The 15982-nt window shown below is 45.9% G+C and carries 13 protein-coding genes; 7 read left to right on the top strand and 6 right to left on the bottom strand.

The features are described 5' to 3' along the window. The first annotated feature begins 56 nt into the window (after window positions 1-56). From A9237_RS26210 to A9237_RS26195, 4 genes are all read left to right on the top strand, one after another. On the top strand, window positions 57-1274 hold the full coding sequence (locus tag A9237_RS26210; RefSeq protein ID WP_005428912.1) for an AAA family ATPase: 1218 nt from the start codon (window positions 57-59) through the stop codon (window positions 1272-1274). Between the two features lie 7 nt (window positions 1275-1281). Beyond that, a complete protein-coding gene (locus A9237_RS26205; RefSeq protein WP_012130357.1) occupies window positions 1282-2256 on the top strand; it encodes a ParB/RepB/Spo0J family partition protein in 975 nt (324 codons plus the stop codon). Between the two features lie 115 nt (window positions 2257-2371). Next, the gene (locus A9237_RS26200; protein ID WP_078610152.1) at window positions 2372-4390 is read left to right on the top strand and encodes a GNAT family N-acetyltransferase; all 2019 of its coding nucleotides are present in this window, start codon (window positions 2372-2374) and stop codon (window positions 4388-4390) included. 447 nt (window positions 4391-4837) lie between these two features. After that, window positions 4838-6517, top strand: a complete 1680-nt coding sequence (locus tag A9237_RS26195; RefSeq protein WP_078610151.1) for a DUF342 domain-containing protein — start codon at window positions 4838-4840, stop codon at window positions 6515-6517. Between the two features lie 65 nt (window positions 6518-6582). Here the strand turns inward: A9237_RS26195 and A9237_RS26190 are convergent, their stop codons facing one another. Next, window positions 6583-7236: a CatB-related O-acetyltransferase gene (locus tag A9237_RS26190; protein ID WP_078610150.1), complete on the bottom strand. Its 654-nt coding sequence runs from the start codon at window positions 7234-7236 to the stop codon at window positions 6583-6585. Window positions 7237-7328: 92 nt separating this feature from the next. Between A9237_RS26190 and A9237_RS26185 the strand changes: the two genes are divergently transcribed. Next, a complete protein-coding gene (locus A9237_RS26185) occupies window positions 7329-8231 on the top strand; it encodes a LysR family transcriptional regulator (protein ID WP_078610149.1) in 903 nt (300 codons plus the stop codon). On the opposite strand, the gene A9237_RS26180 is transcribed toward A9237_RS26185, so the two are convergent. The 4 genes from A9237_RS26180 to murQ all read right to left on the bottom strand — a co-directional run bounded on the left by A9237_RS26180 (window position 8228) and on the right by murQ (window position 12297). Further along, window positions 8228-8476 (bottom strand): hypothetical protein, encoded by a 249-nt coding sequence (locus A9237_RS26180; protein WP_078610148.1) that lies wholly within the window; start codon window positions 8474-8476, stop codon window positions 8228-8230. The genes A9237_RS26185 and A9237_RS26180 overlap by 4 nt on opposite strands. Before the next feature lie 224 nt (window positions 8477-8700). Beyond that, on the bottom strand, window positions 8701-9759 hold the full coding sequence (locus tag A9237_RS26175; protein ID WP_009706687.1) for a porin: 1059 nt from the start codon (window positions 9757-9759) through the stop codon (window positions 8701-8703). 152 nt (window positions 9760-9911) lie between these two features. Then, complete coding sequence (gene murP, locus A9237_RS26170) at window positions 9912-11366, bottom strand: PTS N-acetylmuramic acid transporter subunit IIBC (protein ID WP_020197824.1); 1455 nt, start codon at window positions 11364-11366, stop codon at window positions 9912-9914. 28 nt (window positions 11367-11394) lie between these two features. Beyond that, on the bottom strand, window positions 11395-12297 hold the full coding sequence (gene murQ / locus A9237_RS26165; RefSeq protein WP_078610147.1) for an N-acetylmuramic acid 6-phosphate etherase: 903 nt from the start codon (window positions 12295-12297) through the stop codon (window positions 11395-11397). 242 nt (window positions 12298-12539) lie between these two features. On the opposite strand from murQ, the gene A9237_RS26160 reads away from it, so the two are divergent. Then, window positions 12540-13391, top strand: a complete 852-nt coding sequence (locus tag A9237_RS26160) for an SIS domain-containing protein (protein ID WP_078610146.1) — start codon at window positions 12540-12542, stop codon at window positions 13389-13391. 20 nt (window positions 13392-13411) lie between these two features. Here A9237_RS26160 and mpaA read toward each other — a convergent pair whose 3' ends face one another. Continuing rightward, entirely contained in the window at window positions 13412-14122 is a 711-nt protein-coding gene (gene mpaA, locus A9237_RS26155) for a murein tripeptide amidase MpaA (RefSeq protein WP_153303288.1), read from the bottom strand. Window positions 14123-14309: 187 nt separating this feature from the next. On the opposite strand from mpaA, the gene A9237_RS26150 reads away from it, so the two are divergent. Continuing rightward, window positions 14310-15935, top strand: coding sequence for an ABC transporter substrate-binding protein (locus A9237_RS26150; protein ID WP_078610144.1), 1626 nt, complete (start codon window positions 14310-14312; stop codon window positions 15933-15935). Window positions 15936-15982 lie beyond the last annotated feature (47 nt).

Below are 15982 nucleotides of genomic sequence, written 5' to 3'. Positions count from 1 at the left end.
TTTTGGATTGCAGTGCTGTACAATTAAATGCAGATATCCTTCCAACGGAATTTGGCATGAAAAGAGAAACAACGATTGAAAATCTCCAGGAATTAGCAGAACTGACGCAACAAGTTCAAGCTGACCGTATTGAGATTGTTTTGGAAGAGCGTAGTGACAACTACTTCCCACCAATGTCTAAGGCAATGATGGAAACCCGCTCAGGTTTGACTCGCCGTAAGCTGGATGATGCTATCGGTAAGATGGAAGCGGAAGGTCATCAATTTACAAAGAATAATGCCAACCATTATTCAATCACGCTTGAAGAAGCGCACATGCTAATGGATGCGGCAGAAGTGCCTAAATTCCATGAACGCAAAAAGAATTCTGAAAACAAACCGTGGATCATCAACGTACAAAACCAAAAGGGTGGTACGGGTAAATCGATGACAGCGGTTCACTTAGCCGCATGTCTGGCTCTAAATCTAGATAAGCGCTACCGCATTTGTTTGATTGACCTTGACCCTCAAGGCTCTCTGCGTCTGTTCTTGAACCCACAAATCAGTGTGGCAGAGCATGACAACATCTATTCAGCGGTTGATATCATGCTTGGTAACGTGCCAGATGGCGTTGAAATCGATCGTGAGTTTCTTCACAAGAACGTGCTGTTGCCAACGCAATACCCGAACTTAAAGTCGATTTCTGCTTTCCCAGAAGACGCAATGTTCAACGCAGAAGCATGGCAAACACTCTCTGAAGATCCGTCGCTAGACATCGTTCGTCTGTTGAAAGAGCAGTTGATTGACAAGATCGCGAATGACTTCGACGTGATTATGATTGATACCGGTCCACACGTTGACCCGCTAGTATGGAACGCAATGTACGCATCAAACGCGCTATTGATTCCTTGTGCAGCGAAGCGTCTTGACTGGGCTTCAACAGTAAACTTCTTCCAACACCTTCCAACGGTTTACGAGATGTTCCCAGAAGATTGGAACGGTCTTGAGTTTGTTCGTCTGATGCCAACCATGTTTGAAGACGACAACAAGAAGCAAGTTTCTGTTCTAACTGAAATGAACTATCTTCTAGGTGACCAAGTTATGATGGCCACTATTCCTCGTAGTCGTGCATTCGAAACGTGTGCTGACACCTACAGCACAGTGTTTGATTTGACCGTAGGCGACTTCGAAGGTGGTAAGAAAACACTCGCTACTGCACAAGATGCGGTACATAAGAGTGCACTAGAACTAGAGCGCGTACTGCACTCTAACTGGCCGTCATTGAATCAGGGGTAATGAATAAATGGCATTGAAAACGTCTGAATTAAACGCGAAATTATTTGGTAAAACCAATAAGCGTCGTGTTGCGACACCTCAAGAAGCGCAAACGGCGGCAAAAGACAAAGCACAAACTATCGAACTTGCTGTAGCTGGCGAGAACACCGTTCAGTTTGAATTGGTGCGCATTCCTGCGGATAAAGTGGCGACAGATACGAGCGTATTTGCAGAGAACGCTCGTGAGCAATCTTTCCTAAACGAACACGCTTTATCAGATGTGTTGGTGACGTTGAAAGAACGTGGTCAACAGTATCCAGCGGTTGGTCGTCGCACAGAAGATGGTAAGATTGAAGTATTAGACGGTAGCCGCCGTCGTATGTCTTGTATCTTAGCAGGTCAGGATTTCTTGGTTTACGTTGGTGACGGCATCAACACAGACCACGCGAAATTCCTTTCTGATGTAGCAAACGCGCACAAGCCACTGTCTCTATACGAAAAAGGTAAAGAGATGCAGGCGAAGCTTGAAAGTGGTGAAGCTGAAGACCAAAAAGCACTAGCAAAAATGTTCCAGTGTAGTGAAGCATTGGTAAGTGGCGCATTAAAAGCTGCGGCACTTCCACTTGAACTTCTGCAAGCTTACCCGAATGTTGGTGATTTAGGTCGTCCAACAATTGTTAAGCTGCATAAGCAGTTTTCGACATTGAACGGCGAACAACAACAAAACTTGTTGGATAAGTGTCGTACGTCGGAAGGTTATTTGTGGCAGCGCAGTACAGCTCAAGGTGTGGCTCGTCTGACTAAAGAAGTGACAGAAAGCATCGAAAGTTGGATTGCAGAATTAGCGCCTGCGAAGCCGGCTAAGAAAGCAGAAAAAGTCGATTTAGTTAAAGGTCGTGCAAGCTACAGCCGTAAAGGTAACAACCTTGCTCTTAACTTGAAGAAAGTAGACGACAGCTTGATGGAAGAAATTCTGGCTTTCGTTGAGAGTAAAATGAAGTAAACCTCTTCTTGTTTGAAACCGCCTCCGGGCGGTTTTTTTATGTCTGCAATTTGACGAAGTCTCCATGAATCCAGATGTGATAACATGGCGTTAGTTCAATGCTTGGATACACGTAATGCTCGCACAATCTGAATTCCTTTCTCAGCTTCAGCTCCAATCTTACAAAGCCTTTCAACGTAATGGCGTGGTGATTTACGGTGATGCCGATTGGCAAAATGCCTTGATTGCCGGCTTCCATCAAAAGCAACAAAATCAGACTTGGTTTTGCGTAGGGGAGTGGCAACTAGAAAATGCCCACTGCGTAAATGCAAAACAAGGCAATATGTTGCTCGGTCGCGAGTGTGACGTTCTTCTGTTTGACGCGAGAAAAGAGCTTGATGCCAACAGTTTTACTTCGGCTCTTGGCGCGCTTGTCGGCGGTGGACTATTGATTGTGGTTGCCAATAAAAAACAAAACGCGGATGAAGCCGAACTGTGGATGCAAACGCAATGGCAACAACTCACCGTGATTGAGGAGAATTTGTCATTACCTTCATTGCCAGCGTTCATCAAAGCGGAAAAAGCGCACCAGTTTAGCGAGCAAACTGAAGCGGTTTCTTTTATCGAAAAAGTAGTGACAGGGCATCGTAAACGTCCTTTAGTATTAACTGCCGATCGTGGTCGAGGGAAAACCAGTGCCTTAGGCATTGCATGCGCGCAGCTTCTAGAGCAAAAGCCATTACGAATTCTCGTCACAGCGTCAAGCATCAAAGCGGTTGAACCTGTTTATCAGCACGCGCAGAGATTGCTATCAACCGCACAGCGCGTTAAGAAAGACCGATTGGAAGCGGGGCAGGGCTGCATTCAGTTCATCGCACCAGATGAATTACTCTCTACTTTACCTGAGTGTGACTTGTTATTGGTTGATGAAGCCGCCGCGATTCCGGTTCCTATGCTTAAGCAGATTACTGAGCAATATCATCGTCTCGTGTTTTCAACCACCATTCATGGTTATGAAGGTTGTGGCCGTGGCTTTACGCTTAAGTTTGTCGATTGGCTACAAAAGCAAAGACCAGGAATGAAACTTTGTCATCTTCAACAACCTATTCGATGGGCGACAAACGATAATTTAGAAGCGTGGCTCTACCAAGCATTTTTACTGGATGCAGAACTCACTCCGAGTCAGCCTACAGAGCTTGGCGATATTTCATTAATCAACCTCCGTAAGTCAGCGTTGATTTCTAATCCTTCCGTATTGAAAACGTGCTTTGCGTTGCTCGTGAATGCGCACTATCAAACCTCACCGAATGATTTGCTGCATCTTTTGCAAGATGAACATTGCCAGATCTACGTAGCTCGGAATAACAACGAAATCGTCGGGGTGATGTTAACTGTGGAGGAGGGTAACCTCGATTCGAATCTCGTTAAAGATATTCAGCTTGGGAAACGTCGTCCGAAAGGGCACCTGACACCAGTGACTATTATCAATCAACTTGGTTACGCTGATGTGGGTGCGCTTTCTACTTTGCGAGTCATGCGAATTGCGGTGCATCCAGATTTGCAAGGGCAGGGTATTGGCCAACAAATGTTAAAGCAGTTGGAACAAACTACGCCACCACATATCTCATATTTGTCCACCAGCTTTGGAGCAACAGAAGAACTGATTACGTTTTGGAAGCAATCTGGTTTTGAATCCATTCGTCTTGGAAGTATGCGAGATGCGGCAAGTGGGTGTTACTCGTTGTTGATGGTTCGTCAGTGTGGCTCTCAACAAGGTTGGATAAACGAAGCTAAATCGCTGTTCGAAGAACTGCTGCCATTGAGTGCGGCGTCTACTTATCCTAAGTTAGAGCCAAGTTTGCTTCGTGCACTCTTGCCTGCCTCGGCATCTACGTGCCAGTCCCATTTAACGAAGCGCACTCTTATAGAGAGTTATGCTCAAGGTGGGAACAACTTCGAATCGGTCTCTGTTTGGATTCAGCAATGGTTATTGCAATGTGGTTTGGCTGACGTGTCTGACTTGATGATCAGTAAATTATTCTTAAACAAAGAATGGAGTGAGTGCGCTAAGCAATATGGCCTGCCGGGACGTAAGCAAGTTGAAGCGCAGATAAGAAAAGAGCTACAAGTTTTGATAGCTAAATTTACAGTGTAAACAGAACAAGCAATTTACACTGTAAAAGTGGCTAACCGGAGGAGAGGGTTTACACTGTAAATCCTCTCCTTTTTTATTTGGTCTTTTGCTAAGGCTGACGGTTGAGATGTAAGGCCAATCTCAATTTACACTGTAAACGGAAGTCTTATCTTATTAGCTATATATAAAATGAGCTAAATAATAAACTTCCCTTAAAGTTAGATTACCCATTAGGGATGCTTCACCATCTATTCAAATACAGGTCGTGATGCTTTGGTGAAGTAGGGAGAGCGCAACGTAAAAAATGAATCTAAATCGGATTTAGAAATTCTAAGTAAGCTTATCTCTAGCTCATAAGTCGCGGGGCTTCCTTTAGTGATGTGAGCCTGATTCTGAGAATTGAGAGGTTTGTTCAGAAAATGATTTTGGTTAGACTGAATTGGGTGATGGGTAGCAGATGGATTGGTTATGTGGAAGATATGCCTTGAATGGTCGGAAGACAAAACGAGGATTTTTGCCCGCCTACCGGGAGATATTGAACTCGGAGGTGAGCTAAATCAAAAGGAGTTGCCCGAGCAGCTTCAAGCAATGAGTGCCAGTCAGGCGTTTGTTGATGACGCTGAAGTGGTTCGATTCATTAACTGTGCTCGTGAGCGTAAAGCTGAAGCATACGAAGGCATCGTCGTCGCACAGATTAAGAATGCTCAGGTAGAAGTTGAACTGTCGAACAACGACATGCTTGCTAGCATGAACATAGTAGGTGCTTATGGGGGCCGAGGTTTGCGTGGTCCTGAAATCGTTCAAGCACTGGCTCATGCGAGAGTATCGAAAGGCATCAATAAGTTGGCACTTAAAAAAGTTATGGTCGTCAGCAGTCAACTCAAACCCGGAGAAACCTTTACTCAACCTGTCGCCGTTGGCAAACAACCTGTCAAAGGTAAAGACGCCATCTTTACGCCCCTCGTCAAAGACATCACCAAACGCATCCTCAAACCGAAAGAAGGTCAGTCGACCAGCGACAAGATTGATTTACGCAACCTGGGTGAAACCATTGCTGTTGATATTGGCGACGAGGTTATGCGTCGAACGCCTGCAACCAAGGGTATTCCAGGTTTTACTGTGCAAGGACGCGTAATTCCTCCTCAAGCAGGCAAAGACAGCCCTATCAAACCGGGCAAAGGAACAGAAATCAGCAAAGCCGATCCTAATCTTCTGATTGCTTCTGTATCTGGTACGCCTCTCATCAAAGATAAAACCATCGAGGTCGATAATGCGCTGTGTCTGAACAGTGTGGGCGTAAATACCGGGCACGTTAAGTTTAAAGGCAATGTCATCATTGGTGGCAACATTGAATCTGGCATGATCGTCAAAGCGACAGGCTCTATTACCGTTGGTGGCTTTATTGAATCTGCGGACGTGCAAGCTGAGGGGGATATCCAAGTGGCGAAAGGCATTATTGGCCACACTGTCAGTGATGGTCAGCCGAAAAGCTGCCATGTTCGAACCAAAACATCGATTCGTGCTAGTTACGCCCAATATTGTGAATTGCAATCTTGCGAGGATATAGAGCTCGCTGTGCACAGCATGAATAACGACATTGAGTGTGGACGCAACCTGACGGTACTTGATGCCAGCGGTAAAAACGGCACTTTAAGCGGTGGTGATGCCAAAGTAGGAGGTAAGGTGCTTTGTTCGCAACTTGGTGTAGAAGGCGATACTGCAACTAAGGTCGAAGCTTTTGCTAATTACGCCTTGTACAAAGAGCGCATTGCCAGCTTAAAAGAAGAATACAAATCTGCCCAAGAAGGCACGATGGATGTGATTCGTAAGGAACTTGAATTTAAGAAGCGTCCTAAAGCAGAGCGTACTGATGAAGAACAAGCTCAAATCGAAGTAATGAAAGCGCAAAACAATACTCGCCTTGAAGAAGTTAAACAGAAGCTAGAACACACTGAGCAAGAGTTTGAAGTCTCGCTAGAAGAGAATATCGTCGAAGCCAAAGATCGCGTGTTTACGCGCGTTACAGTGCAATTTGGAGACGAACAGGTGACAACCAAACGCACCCATGGCGGTTGTGTGTTTAGCTTTAACCAATACGAAATCAAAGTGGCGGCAAATTTAGAGGAAGAAGACGTCGTCGCGATTTAATTCTTTAATTGGAAGAATGAAAAAGCCCGTGTATTGAGAGGTACACGGGCTTTTGTTTTTAAACGTTAGGCAATGTGTTCTTGGTAGTAAGCACCAAGTGCACGTACATCACTGCTGCACATGATCTTCATTGCTTGTTTAATATGGTTAATGGGCCAATCCCACCATTTGATTTCCAACAACATAGCGACACATTCGTCGTCAAAGCGCTGGCGAACAATATGATTGTGACCAACAACAATCGAGTAGGGCGGAACATCTTTTGTGATGACTGAGCGCGCACCAATCACGGCACCATCTCCAATTTTCACGCCCGGCATGATCATCGCTTCGCTGCCAATCCACACATCATTACCCACAACAGTATCACCTGCACGTTCAAAGCCGCTTTGTATATCCTCTCCAAACTCTTCAGGAGAAAATGGAAAGGTAGAAATCCAATCTACCCGATGGCCTTGATTGCCTGCCATCATAAAGGTCGCGCCAGAAGCGATTGAACAGAACTTGCCAATGATCAGTTTGTCCACTTCGCCATAAGCACCCTCTTGCCACTCTTGTTGGGTAACGCTGTCGCCCATCAAATAACGAACCGATTGATCTTCAAATTTTTTACCGTGATAAAACCCTGAGTAATAACTGTAATCTCCCACCTCGATATTCGGGTTAGTGACATGGTCTTTGATCACTTGCCCTTTTAACCAAGTATCGAATGCGTTCATTCGTGATTCTCCGTTCAAATTTTAAGTTGTAAGCAGTGTAGAGCCTTTCTATTATTTCCAGTAGATTGTTTTTAGAGATTCATAATTACCATATGGAAATAAAGTGGCTAAGCTACGTGCCGATGTACATCGCTCTATGTGAAGAGAAGAGTATTGCCGGTGCAGCGAAAAAACTGCGTTGCTCAAACGCGCACGCGAGCCGTCAATTGAGGCAGTTAGAAGAGATTCTGTCAGTACAGTTGATTCAACGTACAACAAGGCAATTTAATCTAACTTACGATGGGTTGCGCTTTTATCAGCAAGTGAAGGGCTTGATGGATGGGGCAGAGCAGATTAATGAACAAGTGATGGAAAGTGATCGAGTCGCCGGACATTTACGCATCGCGGCGTCGGCGTCATTTGGGGCAGCGTTATTGAACCGAGCCTTGATCGAGTTTCGCCAGTTATATCCTGAAGTGACGTTCGAAGTGATCTTTTCAGAAACGCCTTTGGATCTTATTGAGTCTGGCTTTGATGTGGCGTTTTTCTTCACGAACAATCCACCCGAGGGCTATATTGGCCACCATCTGCGCTCTTTACACTGTAAACCGTTCGCACATAAAGCGTACTTGTCTAACAAACCAAGCATAGCTACGCCGGAAGATCTTTATCAGCTTGACCATATTGTGTATCGAAATGAAGTGTTAAACCTCGATACGTGGCACTTCCATCATATGGAAACCAAACAAAAAATGTCAGTGGCTTTGCAAAGTGTACTCAGCTTTAATTTGGTTCAATCCATGCTTGAGGCCACTCTTGCGGGATGCGGCGTTGCAATGTTGGATGAATTCGCATTGGAGAAACTCAGCGGTGAAGAGCGATCGCAACTCGTGCCGTTACTCCCTGAATGGCAAACGGATGCGATCCTACCGCTCTATATTCTTTATCCTAAACGTGAGCATTTACCAAAGCGAACGCAGGCGTTTATTGAGCATTTCAAACAGCAATCATTTTAAACTGACAGGCTGTCTTGAGCGTGCAGGTCTTTAATCTCTGCTGTTCCTTGAAAGTGTTGATTACAAGTACGGCAGTAGAATTGAGGCGTTAACTCGTGATAGTGGTTACCGGTAAAACAGCGTGATACCAACACCATCAAACGGGCTGTTTTGCCGTTGATGTTTTCAGGTTGAGTGTTGATGCGTTTCATCACGCGTTTGTGTTCAGTCGGTTTGTTGCAGTGTGAGCAAAATTTTACAGGCATAAGGCTCTCATATTGATTCAGTGATGATTAATTGATGAGAGAGTACTTTGCTTAATGATGAAAAAGTAAACATGCATGTAATGATAATTGACAGCAATGCCTATTAGGAAACTCATAGAGTGGCTAGTAACTGAAAAGAAGGAAGATTTCACTCCTCGATATTTTAAAGGCAGGAAAAATATCGAGGAGGAAATCTTAGCTAACTAAAACGAGTGTATGGACATTTACAGCTCGTAACGTAGCCCGAAGTGGTAGTAGCTTTCATCTGCATGTGCACCACCAAACGAGACTTCTTGTGCGTTGTCGTAACCGCGTGAGCCATTACGGTCAACATAACTGGTGTAGATAGAAGAGCGAGGGGTCAGTTTGTACTGCACTTCAACTGTTGTGTCTTTAAGCTCAAGCTCGTCGCCGTCACTGTTTTCTAGAGAGCGGTAACCTGCACGTAGCGCCCATTTGTCATTTACACTGTAAACTGCGGTCAGCTCCATGACTTTATCGGTACTGGTTTCAGAGAAGTAACCTTCTAGCTCATCTTCTGAGTAAAGCGCACCTAACATCAAATCACCCAAGTAGTAACGCGTACCTGCACCCCAGAAGGTGTAATCGGTATCGTTATTTTCACGCGCATCGCCCTTGCTCTTTTGCATTGCAACTACAGGAGCTAGTGTGCCTAAATCGCCCATTTCTAGGGTGTAACGTAATGCTGCGTTGTAGCCGTAGTCGAGTTCAGAGGTGCTGTTACCAATAATGTAAGCCACCGATGCGTCGAAGTTACCAATGCGGTTTTGGTATTGCAGCGTACCGTCTTGACGGAAAACTTGTGTCGCGGTTTTATCCACTTTATTTGCTTGGCGTGCCATAGATACGTCTGATGACGCGAACACATCACCAATGTCGGTGAACATGATTAATCCTGACGCAACACGACCACCTGTGATTCGACCGTAATCTTGTGCATCAATACCAGCCCAAACGTAACGTGCTGTGAGAGAAGGCTTGTCGTTCACTTGGTTGGCGTATTCGGCTGCACCTACTTGGTATTGCGCTTGGCCAATGACAGAGGCGTGTTCGTTGATGGTTTGTGAGCCATTTAAACCAATACGGCCATCAAATTCACCATTGGCATCACCGTGTTCATCATTTTTATTGGTGACGTTAAAGCCAAGACGAGAGTAAATGTTCAAAACCGACCCGTCTTCTGCTTGGTAAAGTTGAGCGGCCATCGCTGCGTTCGATGCCATTAGAGTAGGGAGAAGTAGAGTTAAAATGTGCTTTTTCATGTGAACGACCTTTTCGTTTCTATTGTTTTTAAGCACGACAAAGCCCCTTCCGAATAACGGAATAAAATCAATGTCGTGAGAAGTAGAGAGAGGGTGCGCCCTTGAAAGCTCAAGGACGCGAGCTAGTCCATTCCTATAGGGGTTAGAATGATTTAGCTTAAATCAACGTCTTTGCAGCCAAAGAAGTAGGTAGCGAGGAAGCCAACGATGTAAGAGATAAGTAGGCCACCAATGAACACCATCATGCCGGCAAAGATGCCGCTAGCTGAGGTCATCAGCGGAATTGCAACGATACCAGATGGGCCGAAGACTGTGTTTAGACCGACAGGCAGGCCAAGGTAAGAGACTAAGCCGATAAAGAAGCCACCCGCTGCGCCACCAATACAAGCGGTGACGAACGGTTTAACGCGCGGTAGCGTTACGCCGTAAATCAGTGGCTCACCGATGCCAAGTAGACCTGGAATGATGGCGCCTTTTACTTGTGTGCGTAGTAGGGCGTCTTTCTTGGCTTTGAAGTACAGCGCCATAGATGCACCCACTTGACCGCCACCAGCCATCGCTAGGATAGGAAACAGCGAGTTAAAACCTTGTGCTTCCATCAGGGCAAAGTACACTGGCACAAACCCTTGGTGGATGCCAAATACCACGGAAATTAAGAACAAACCTGCCAAAATCGCTGCGCCTAATGGGTTGTCATTCAAGTTTAGGAACAACCAAGACATGCCTTTGAATAGCTCACCACCGATTGGCATGATGATCAAAAACGTTACTGCACCCATGATCAAAAGCGTGACAACTGAGGTCAAGATCATGTCCAGATCGTCAGGCATATACTGACGCACTTTTTTCTCGACCTGAGCACCAATGATCGCTGCCATCAATACGCCAATAATGTTGCCACGAGGATCAATCGCAAAACCGAAGAACTCATTCATTCCGGAATAAATGCCCGACGTTGCATCGGGGTTGTAACCCAACACAAATAGCGAAGCGAGTATGGCGCCATTGACACCTGAACCACCAAAAGCTTGTTGAGCGTTGTAGCCAATTAGAATGCTCAAGAACGCGAACAGGCCTTTGCCAAAGACTTTCATGTAGGCAATCAAATCCAACATAAACTGGCTTGGCGTTTGGTCGAGCACGAAGATTTGTTCCAATAACGTGGCAAAACCAAGCAGCAAACCCGCAGCGATAAAGCCGGGAATCAGCGGTGTAAAAATGGTGGCAAACTTACTCAGAAAACGCTGAACCGCACTGGTTTGCTTACTCTTCATCTGTTTTTTCTGCTCTGCAGCGACAGCAGAAAGATCCTGTTGTGGTGCGTCAGGCTCTTCGCTGTCACCAGAGATTAAGCTGTCGATCAACTTATTCATCATATCGGCCGCTTGCTGAGCTTTACCGGGACCAAGAATGATCTGGAATTGCTCGTCGCTTTCTACCACCCCCATTACGCCGGGAATTTGTTTAATGACGGATTGGTCCGCCAAGCTGTTATTCGCGAGAGATAAACGCAAACGCGTCATACAGTTACCGCACTTACTTACGTTGTTACTGCCACCCACTGCGGCGAGCAATTGCGATACTGTGTTAGAGGTAATTTTGGCCATAGGGACTATCCTTCAGGACTAGGGCTATTTAGTTATTATTTAGTGCTGCACGAATAAAACCGTTGTGCTCGGCGAGGCGAGATTTGGCTTGCTCAGCATCCAAATCAGCCAGAATCATTAAAATGGCGGTCTTACAGTGACGCTCACACGCTTCAAGGGCTTTTTCTGCTTGTTCTTTTGTTGCGCCTGTTGCTTCAATCACAATGTTAGTTTGACGCTGAATCAGTTTGGCGTTGGTGGCTTCTACATCCACCATTAAATTGCCAAACACTTTGCCGCTGCGAATCATTGCGCCAGAAGTCAGCATGTTCAGCACCAGTTTTTGTGCTGTGCCTGCTTTCATGCGTGAAGAGCCGGTGACTACTTCTGCGCCCACCACCGGAAGAATGGCGATGTCCGCCGCTTCTGCCATTGCACATTCTGGGTTACATGCGATTGATGCCGTTGTTGCTCCGACAGATTTTGCGTACTCCAAACCACCTAAAACATAAGGCGTACGGCCACTGGCAGCGATACCAACCACAACATCATGCTGAGTCAGATTCAGCATTTTTAAATCGTCTTGGCCCATTTGAGCGTTGTCTTCTGCGTTTTCTACCGCTTTCAAAATCGCTTGATGACCACCAGCAATTAAACCAATAACCATATCTGGGTGTGTGCCATAAGTTGGAGGGCATTCGCTCGCATCAAGAATACCAAGGCGGCCAGATGTACCTGCGCCCATGTAAATCAAACGGCCACCATTGGCGAACGCTGCAGTAATGGCATCGACGGTTTGCGCGATTTGTGGCAATACGGCTTGCACCGCTAAAGCGACTTTCTGATCCTCTTGGTTAATGACTTGCAGCATCTCGATGGTAGAAAGCGTATCGATCTCTGCGCTCGCTGAATTGCGGCTTTCTGTCACCAATCGGCTTAAATCAATTTTCATGTTTTGTACTCTTCGTAAATGTTCAATCTGAGGGCGATTCTATGGAATAAAATATTCAGGTTTGGTGATAAAAATCACACTTGAGGTTATTCTTTGTTCAGTGAAAATTTGGAATAATGACCGAGAATACTGATGAGATAACCTACGTAGAAACAAGGGTTATTAAGTTAATCAGGCAGTTAAACAAAAGTGTGATTATTTCTGTTTTGGAATAATTTATTTAAAGTTTTTGGAATTTTGTCGTGTCCGTTATCAATAAAATCGTCGCAAGACGTACTCAACTCTCTCAAAGTGGTCGTTTGGTTGGCGATTGGATTGTCGAAAATGCAGAAAAAGCCGCCCAATTGACCAGTCAAGAACTTGCTGTACAAGTGCAAGTGAGCCAATCGAGCATCGTCAAATTCACCCAGAGAATTGGCTATAAAGGCTATAGCGAGTTCAAGTTGGCGTTGAACGAAGAGATTGGCCGTAAGCAAGCGATGCAATCCACCCCGCTACACAGTGACATTCTGGCGGATGACCCGATTGCGGTGATTTCGCAAAAACTGGTTAAAGCGAAAACCGATGCTATGTTCCAAACGACCAATTCGCTCTCTTATGAGGCGTGTCATCAAGCGGTGAAGTGGTTGAGTGAAGCGCGCCGTGTGCAAGTGGTGGGCATTGGCGGCTCTGCGCTTACGGCAAAAGATTTGAGTTTTAAGCTGCTCAAGCTTGGGATTACCGCATTATCAGAACAAGACAGTCACGTACAAATTGCGGTTGCGCGCACGCTCTCTTCACAAGATGTGCAGATCGCGATTTCTTTTTCAGGAGAACGAAAAGAGATTCTTGTAGCTGCAGAAGCGGCGAAAGAGCAGGGAGCAAAGGTGATTGCTTTGTCAGCTCCGGGGAGAAGCCGCTTGAGAGACATTGCGGACATCACGTTTGATACCATCGCCAATGAAACAGAGCACCGCAGCTCTTCCATTGCTTCACGCACGGCCCAAAACGTGATTACGGATCTGTTGTTTATTATTTTGGTGCAGCAAAGAGACGAAAGCGCGCGTCAGTTGATCAGTGATATCAGTACCGATATCAAGCAGATCCTTACGTGATCGCTTCGTATCGCTAGAAGTTAAAGATCTGGATCGTGCTGCAACAAAGCAATAAACGCATCGAGATGCTTTTCGATCGTGAGATCCGCCGAGATCGGGGGCAATTCCACCGTAATACAAGGCAACTGGCGTTCATTACACCAAGTTCCGAAAGACCCTGGCGTTTCGTAATCAACATCGTCAACGATAGGTAGATTGAATTGCTTGCCGAGCCATTTGGCCAAATCAGAATGAGCAGGGTCGTCGACAAATGCTAATGGTTCATGAAACGAGACCACAAATTTTGGTCTTTGCAGTTCAATCAAACTAATTAGTGCGTCAACTTCTGGCTCTAGCTGTTCTTTGCTGCCCGTTTTTACTTTCACGTCTCGAACTGGTGTATGCGAGCTCCAACGATAGACTGTGCCGTGCTCTGTCCAATTCTGCGTAGGAAACGCACGGTTTAGATCGACTTGATTGGCGTTGGCTCGCGTACCCAGTTGGTTTGCGTCTGGGTTCATCGATAAAATCACATCGTGTTTCAGACACTCTGCTGGCAAGCTTCTTAACGCGCACGACAATCCGGCGATTGAGGCGGTCTCGTCGCCGTGTGTCCCCGCGAGAATAAGGCCTCGCGAGTTACTTTCTACTTGTGCTGGGAAATACAACAACGGCGCGCCCAGTACCGATTTTCCATATGATGTTGGCGTAATTAAAAATGCCGCTCTTTCCGTTCTTGGAATTAGACTCACCGTAATCTCCTGATTGTTCGAGTAGTATCTATTCATCACTCAAGCTATTTATAACTCAAGTCACTGCCGTTGAACTTAGCATCTTGAGATTACTCGGATATAAACTGAACACTTAAAGTTCGTCAATGCTTGTATGATGAATTGTGGTACTTGCTTCAAAAGACGTGTTAGGAGAACGAAAAACGATATGGATTTTAAAAAGCATTCAACAGCGTTGCTGGTTTCCTCTTTATTGACCCCATTTTTATCCGCTTCAGCTCTAGCTGATTCTTTGCCTGATGGTGTGCAACTCGCACCAGAACAACACCTAGTACGAGCAAACGATGCAGAAGCGGCGACGCTAGACCCTGCAAAAGCCGAAGGCTTACCAGAGATGCACGTAATTCGTGATTTGTTTGAGGGATTAGTCATTCAAGACCGCGATGGCAATATCGTTCCTGGTGTTGCGGAATCTTGGCAAACCGAAGACAACCAAACCTTTGTGTTCCATCTGCGTAAAGACGCCAAATGGTCGAACGGCGATCCTGTGACAGCGGATGATTTTGTCTATTCACTGCGTCGTGCAGTGGATCCGAAAACTGCTTCTCCCAATGTTTGGTATCTCAAACTTACTAAGATCAAAAACATCGCTGACGTAGCAGAAGGTAAAAAGCCACTGGATGCTCTTGGTATCACCGCCGTCGATAAACATACTCTGCGCTTCGAACTTGATAGCAAGGTGCCGTACTTTGTCGCAATGACAGGCCACACCTCGATGATGCCGGTACACAAAGCAACGGTTGAGAACAGCGAAAAGCCGTGGAGTGACCCACAGCAGTTTGTTGGTAACGGTGCATTTGTTCTGGATAAATGGGTGGTGAATGAGCGCATTGAACTGAAAAAGAGCCCAAACTATTGGGATAGCGCGGATACTCATCTCACTGAAGTGACATACATTCCGTTTGAGAACCAAAACGCATCGATCAATCGCTATGCGGTGGGCGAAGTGGACATTACCTCAGATGTACCAACCCATATGGCGCAAAAGCTGAAGAAAGATTACGAGCAAGCGTATACCGCGGTTCCACTACTTTGTACATATTACTACGCGTTTAACACCACGCGTCCTCCTTTCGATGATGTACGAGTTCGAAAAGCCGTGTCTTATTCGATGATGCGTGATGTGATCACGAATGGTGTCACGCAAGTAGGTAATCTGCCTGCTTATACGTTCGCACACCAGTACACGGCTGGCTTTGATGCGACTCAGCCTGAATACAGCACATGGACGCAGAAACAGCGTGATGAAAAGGCGCGTGAGCTGCTGAAAGAAGCAGGATACGGTGACGGTAAGGCTCTGGATTTCAAATTGCTGTACAACACCAGTGAATCGAACAAAGCGATTGCAGTGGCGATTGCTTCTATGTTGAAGAACAACTTGGGCGCGAAAGTTGAATTAGAAAACCAAGAGTGGAAGTCTTATCTCGTCGCTCGCAAACAAGGGGACTTCGATGTGATGCGCGCCTCGTGGTGCGGAGATTACAACGAAGCTTCGACCTTCTTGAGTCTACTGCGCTCTGGTTCGTCAGGTAACTTTGCGCGTTACAGCAGTGAAGCCTACGACAACGCGATGAACAGTGCATTGGCCGCAACGGATGAGAAAGCGCGCCAAGGTTTCTATGATCAAGCCGAGCAATTGTTGGCGGCAGATATGCCAATCGCACCGATTTACTACTACATGCAAGCGCGTTTGGTTCGTCCTACGGTTGGTGGTTTTGCCAAGAACAACGTAGAGGGCCGTATCTACTCGAAAGACCTCTACATTAAGAAGTAGCGCTTAAAACAAGCGATAAATAAGAAGCCCCGAAGATGTGTCTAGCG

Source organism: Vibrio owensii (genome assembly GCF_002021755.1).
Classification (GTDB): Bacteria; Pseudomonadota; Gammaproteobacteria; order Enterobacterales; family Vibrionaceae; genus Vibrio; species Vibrio owensii.
This window is presented reverse-complemented; position numbering and strand designations above follow the sequence as displayed.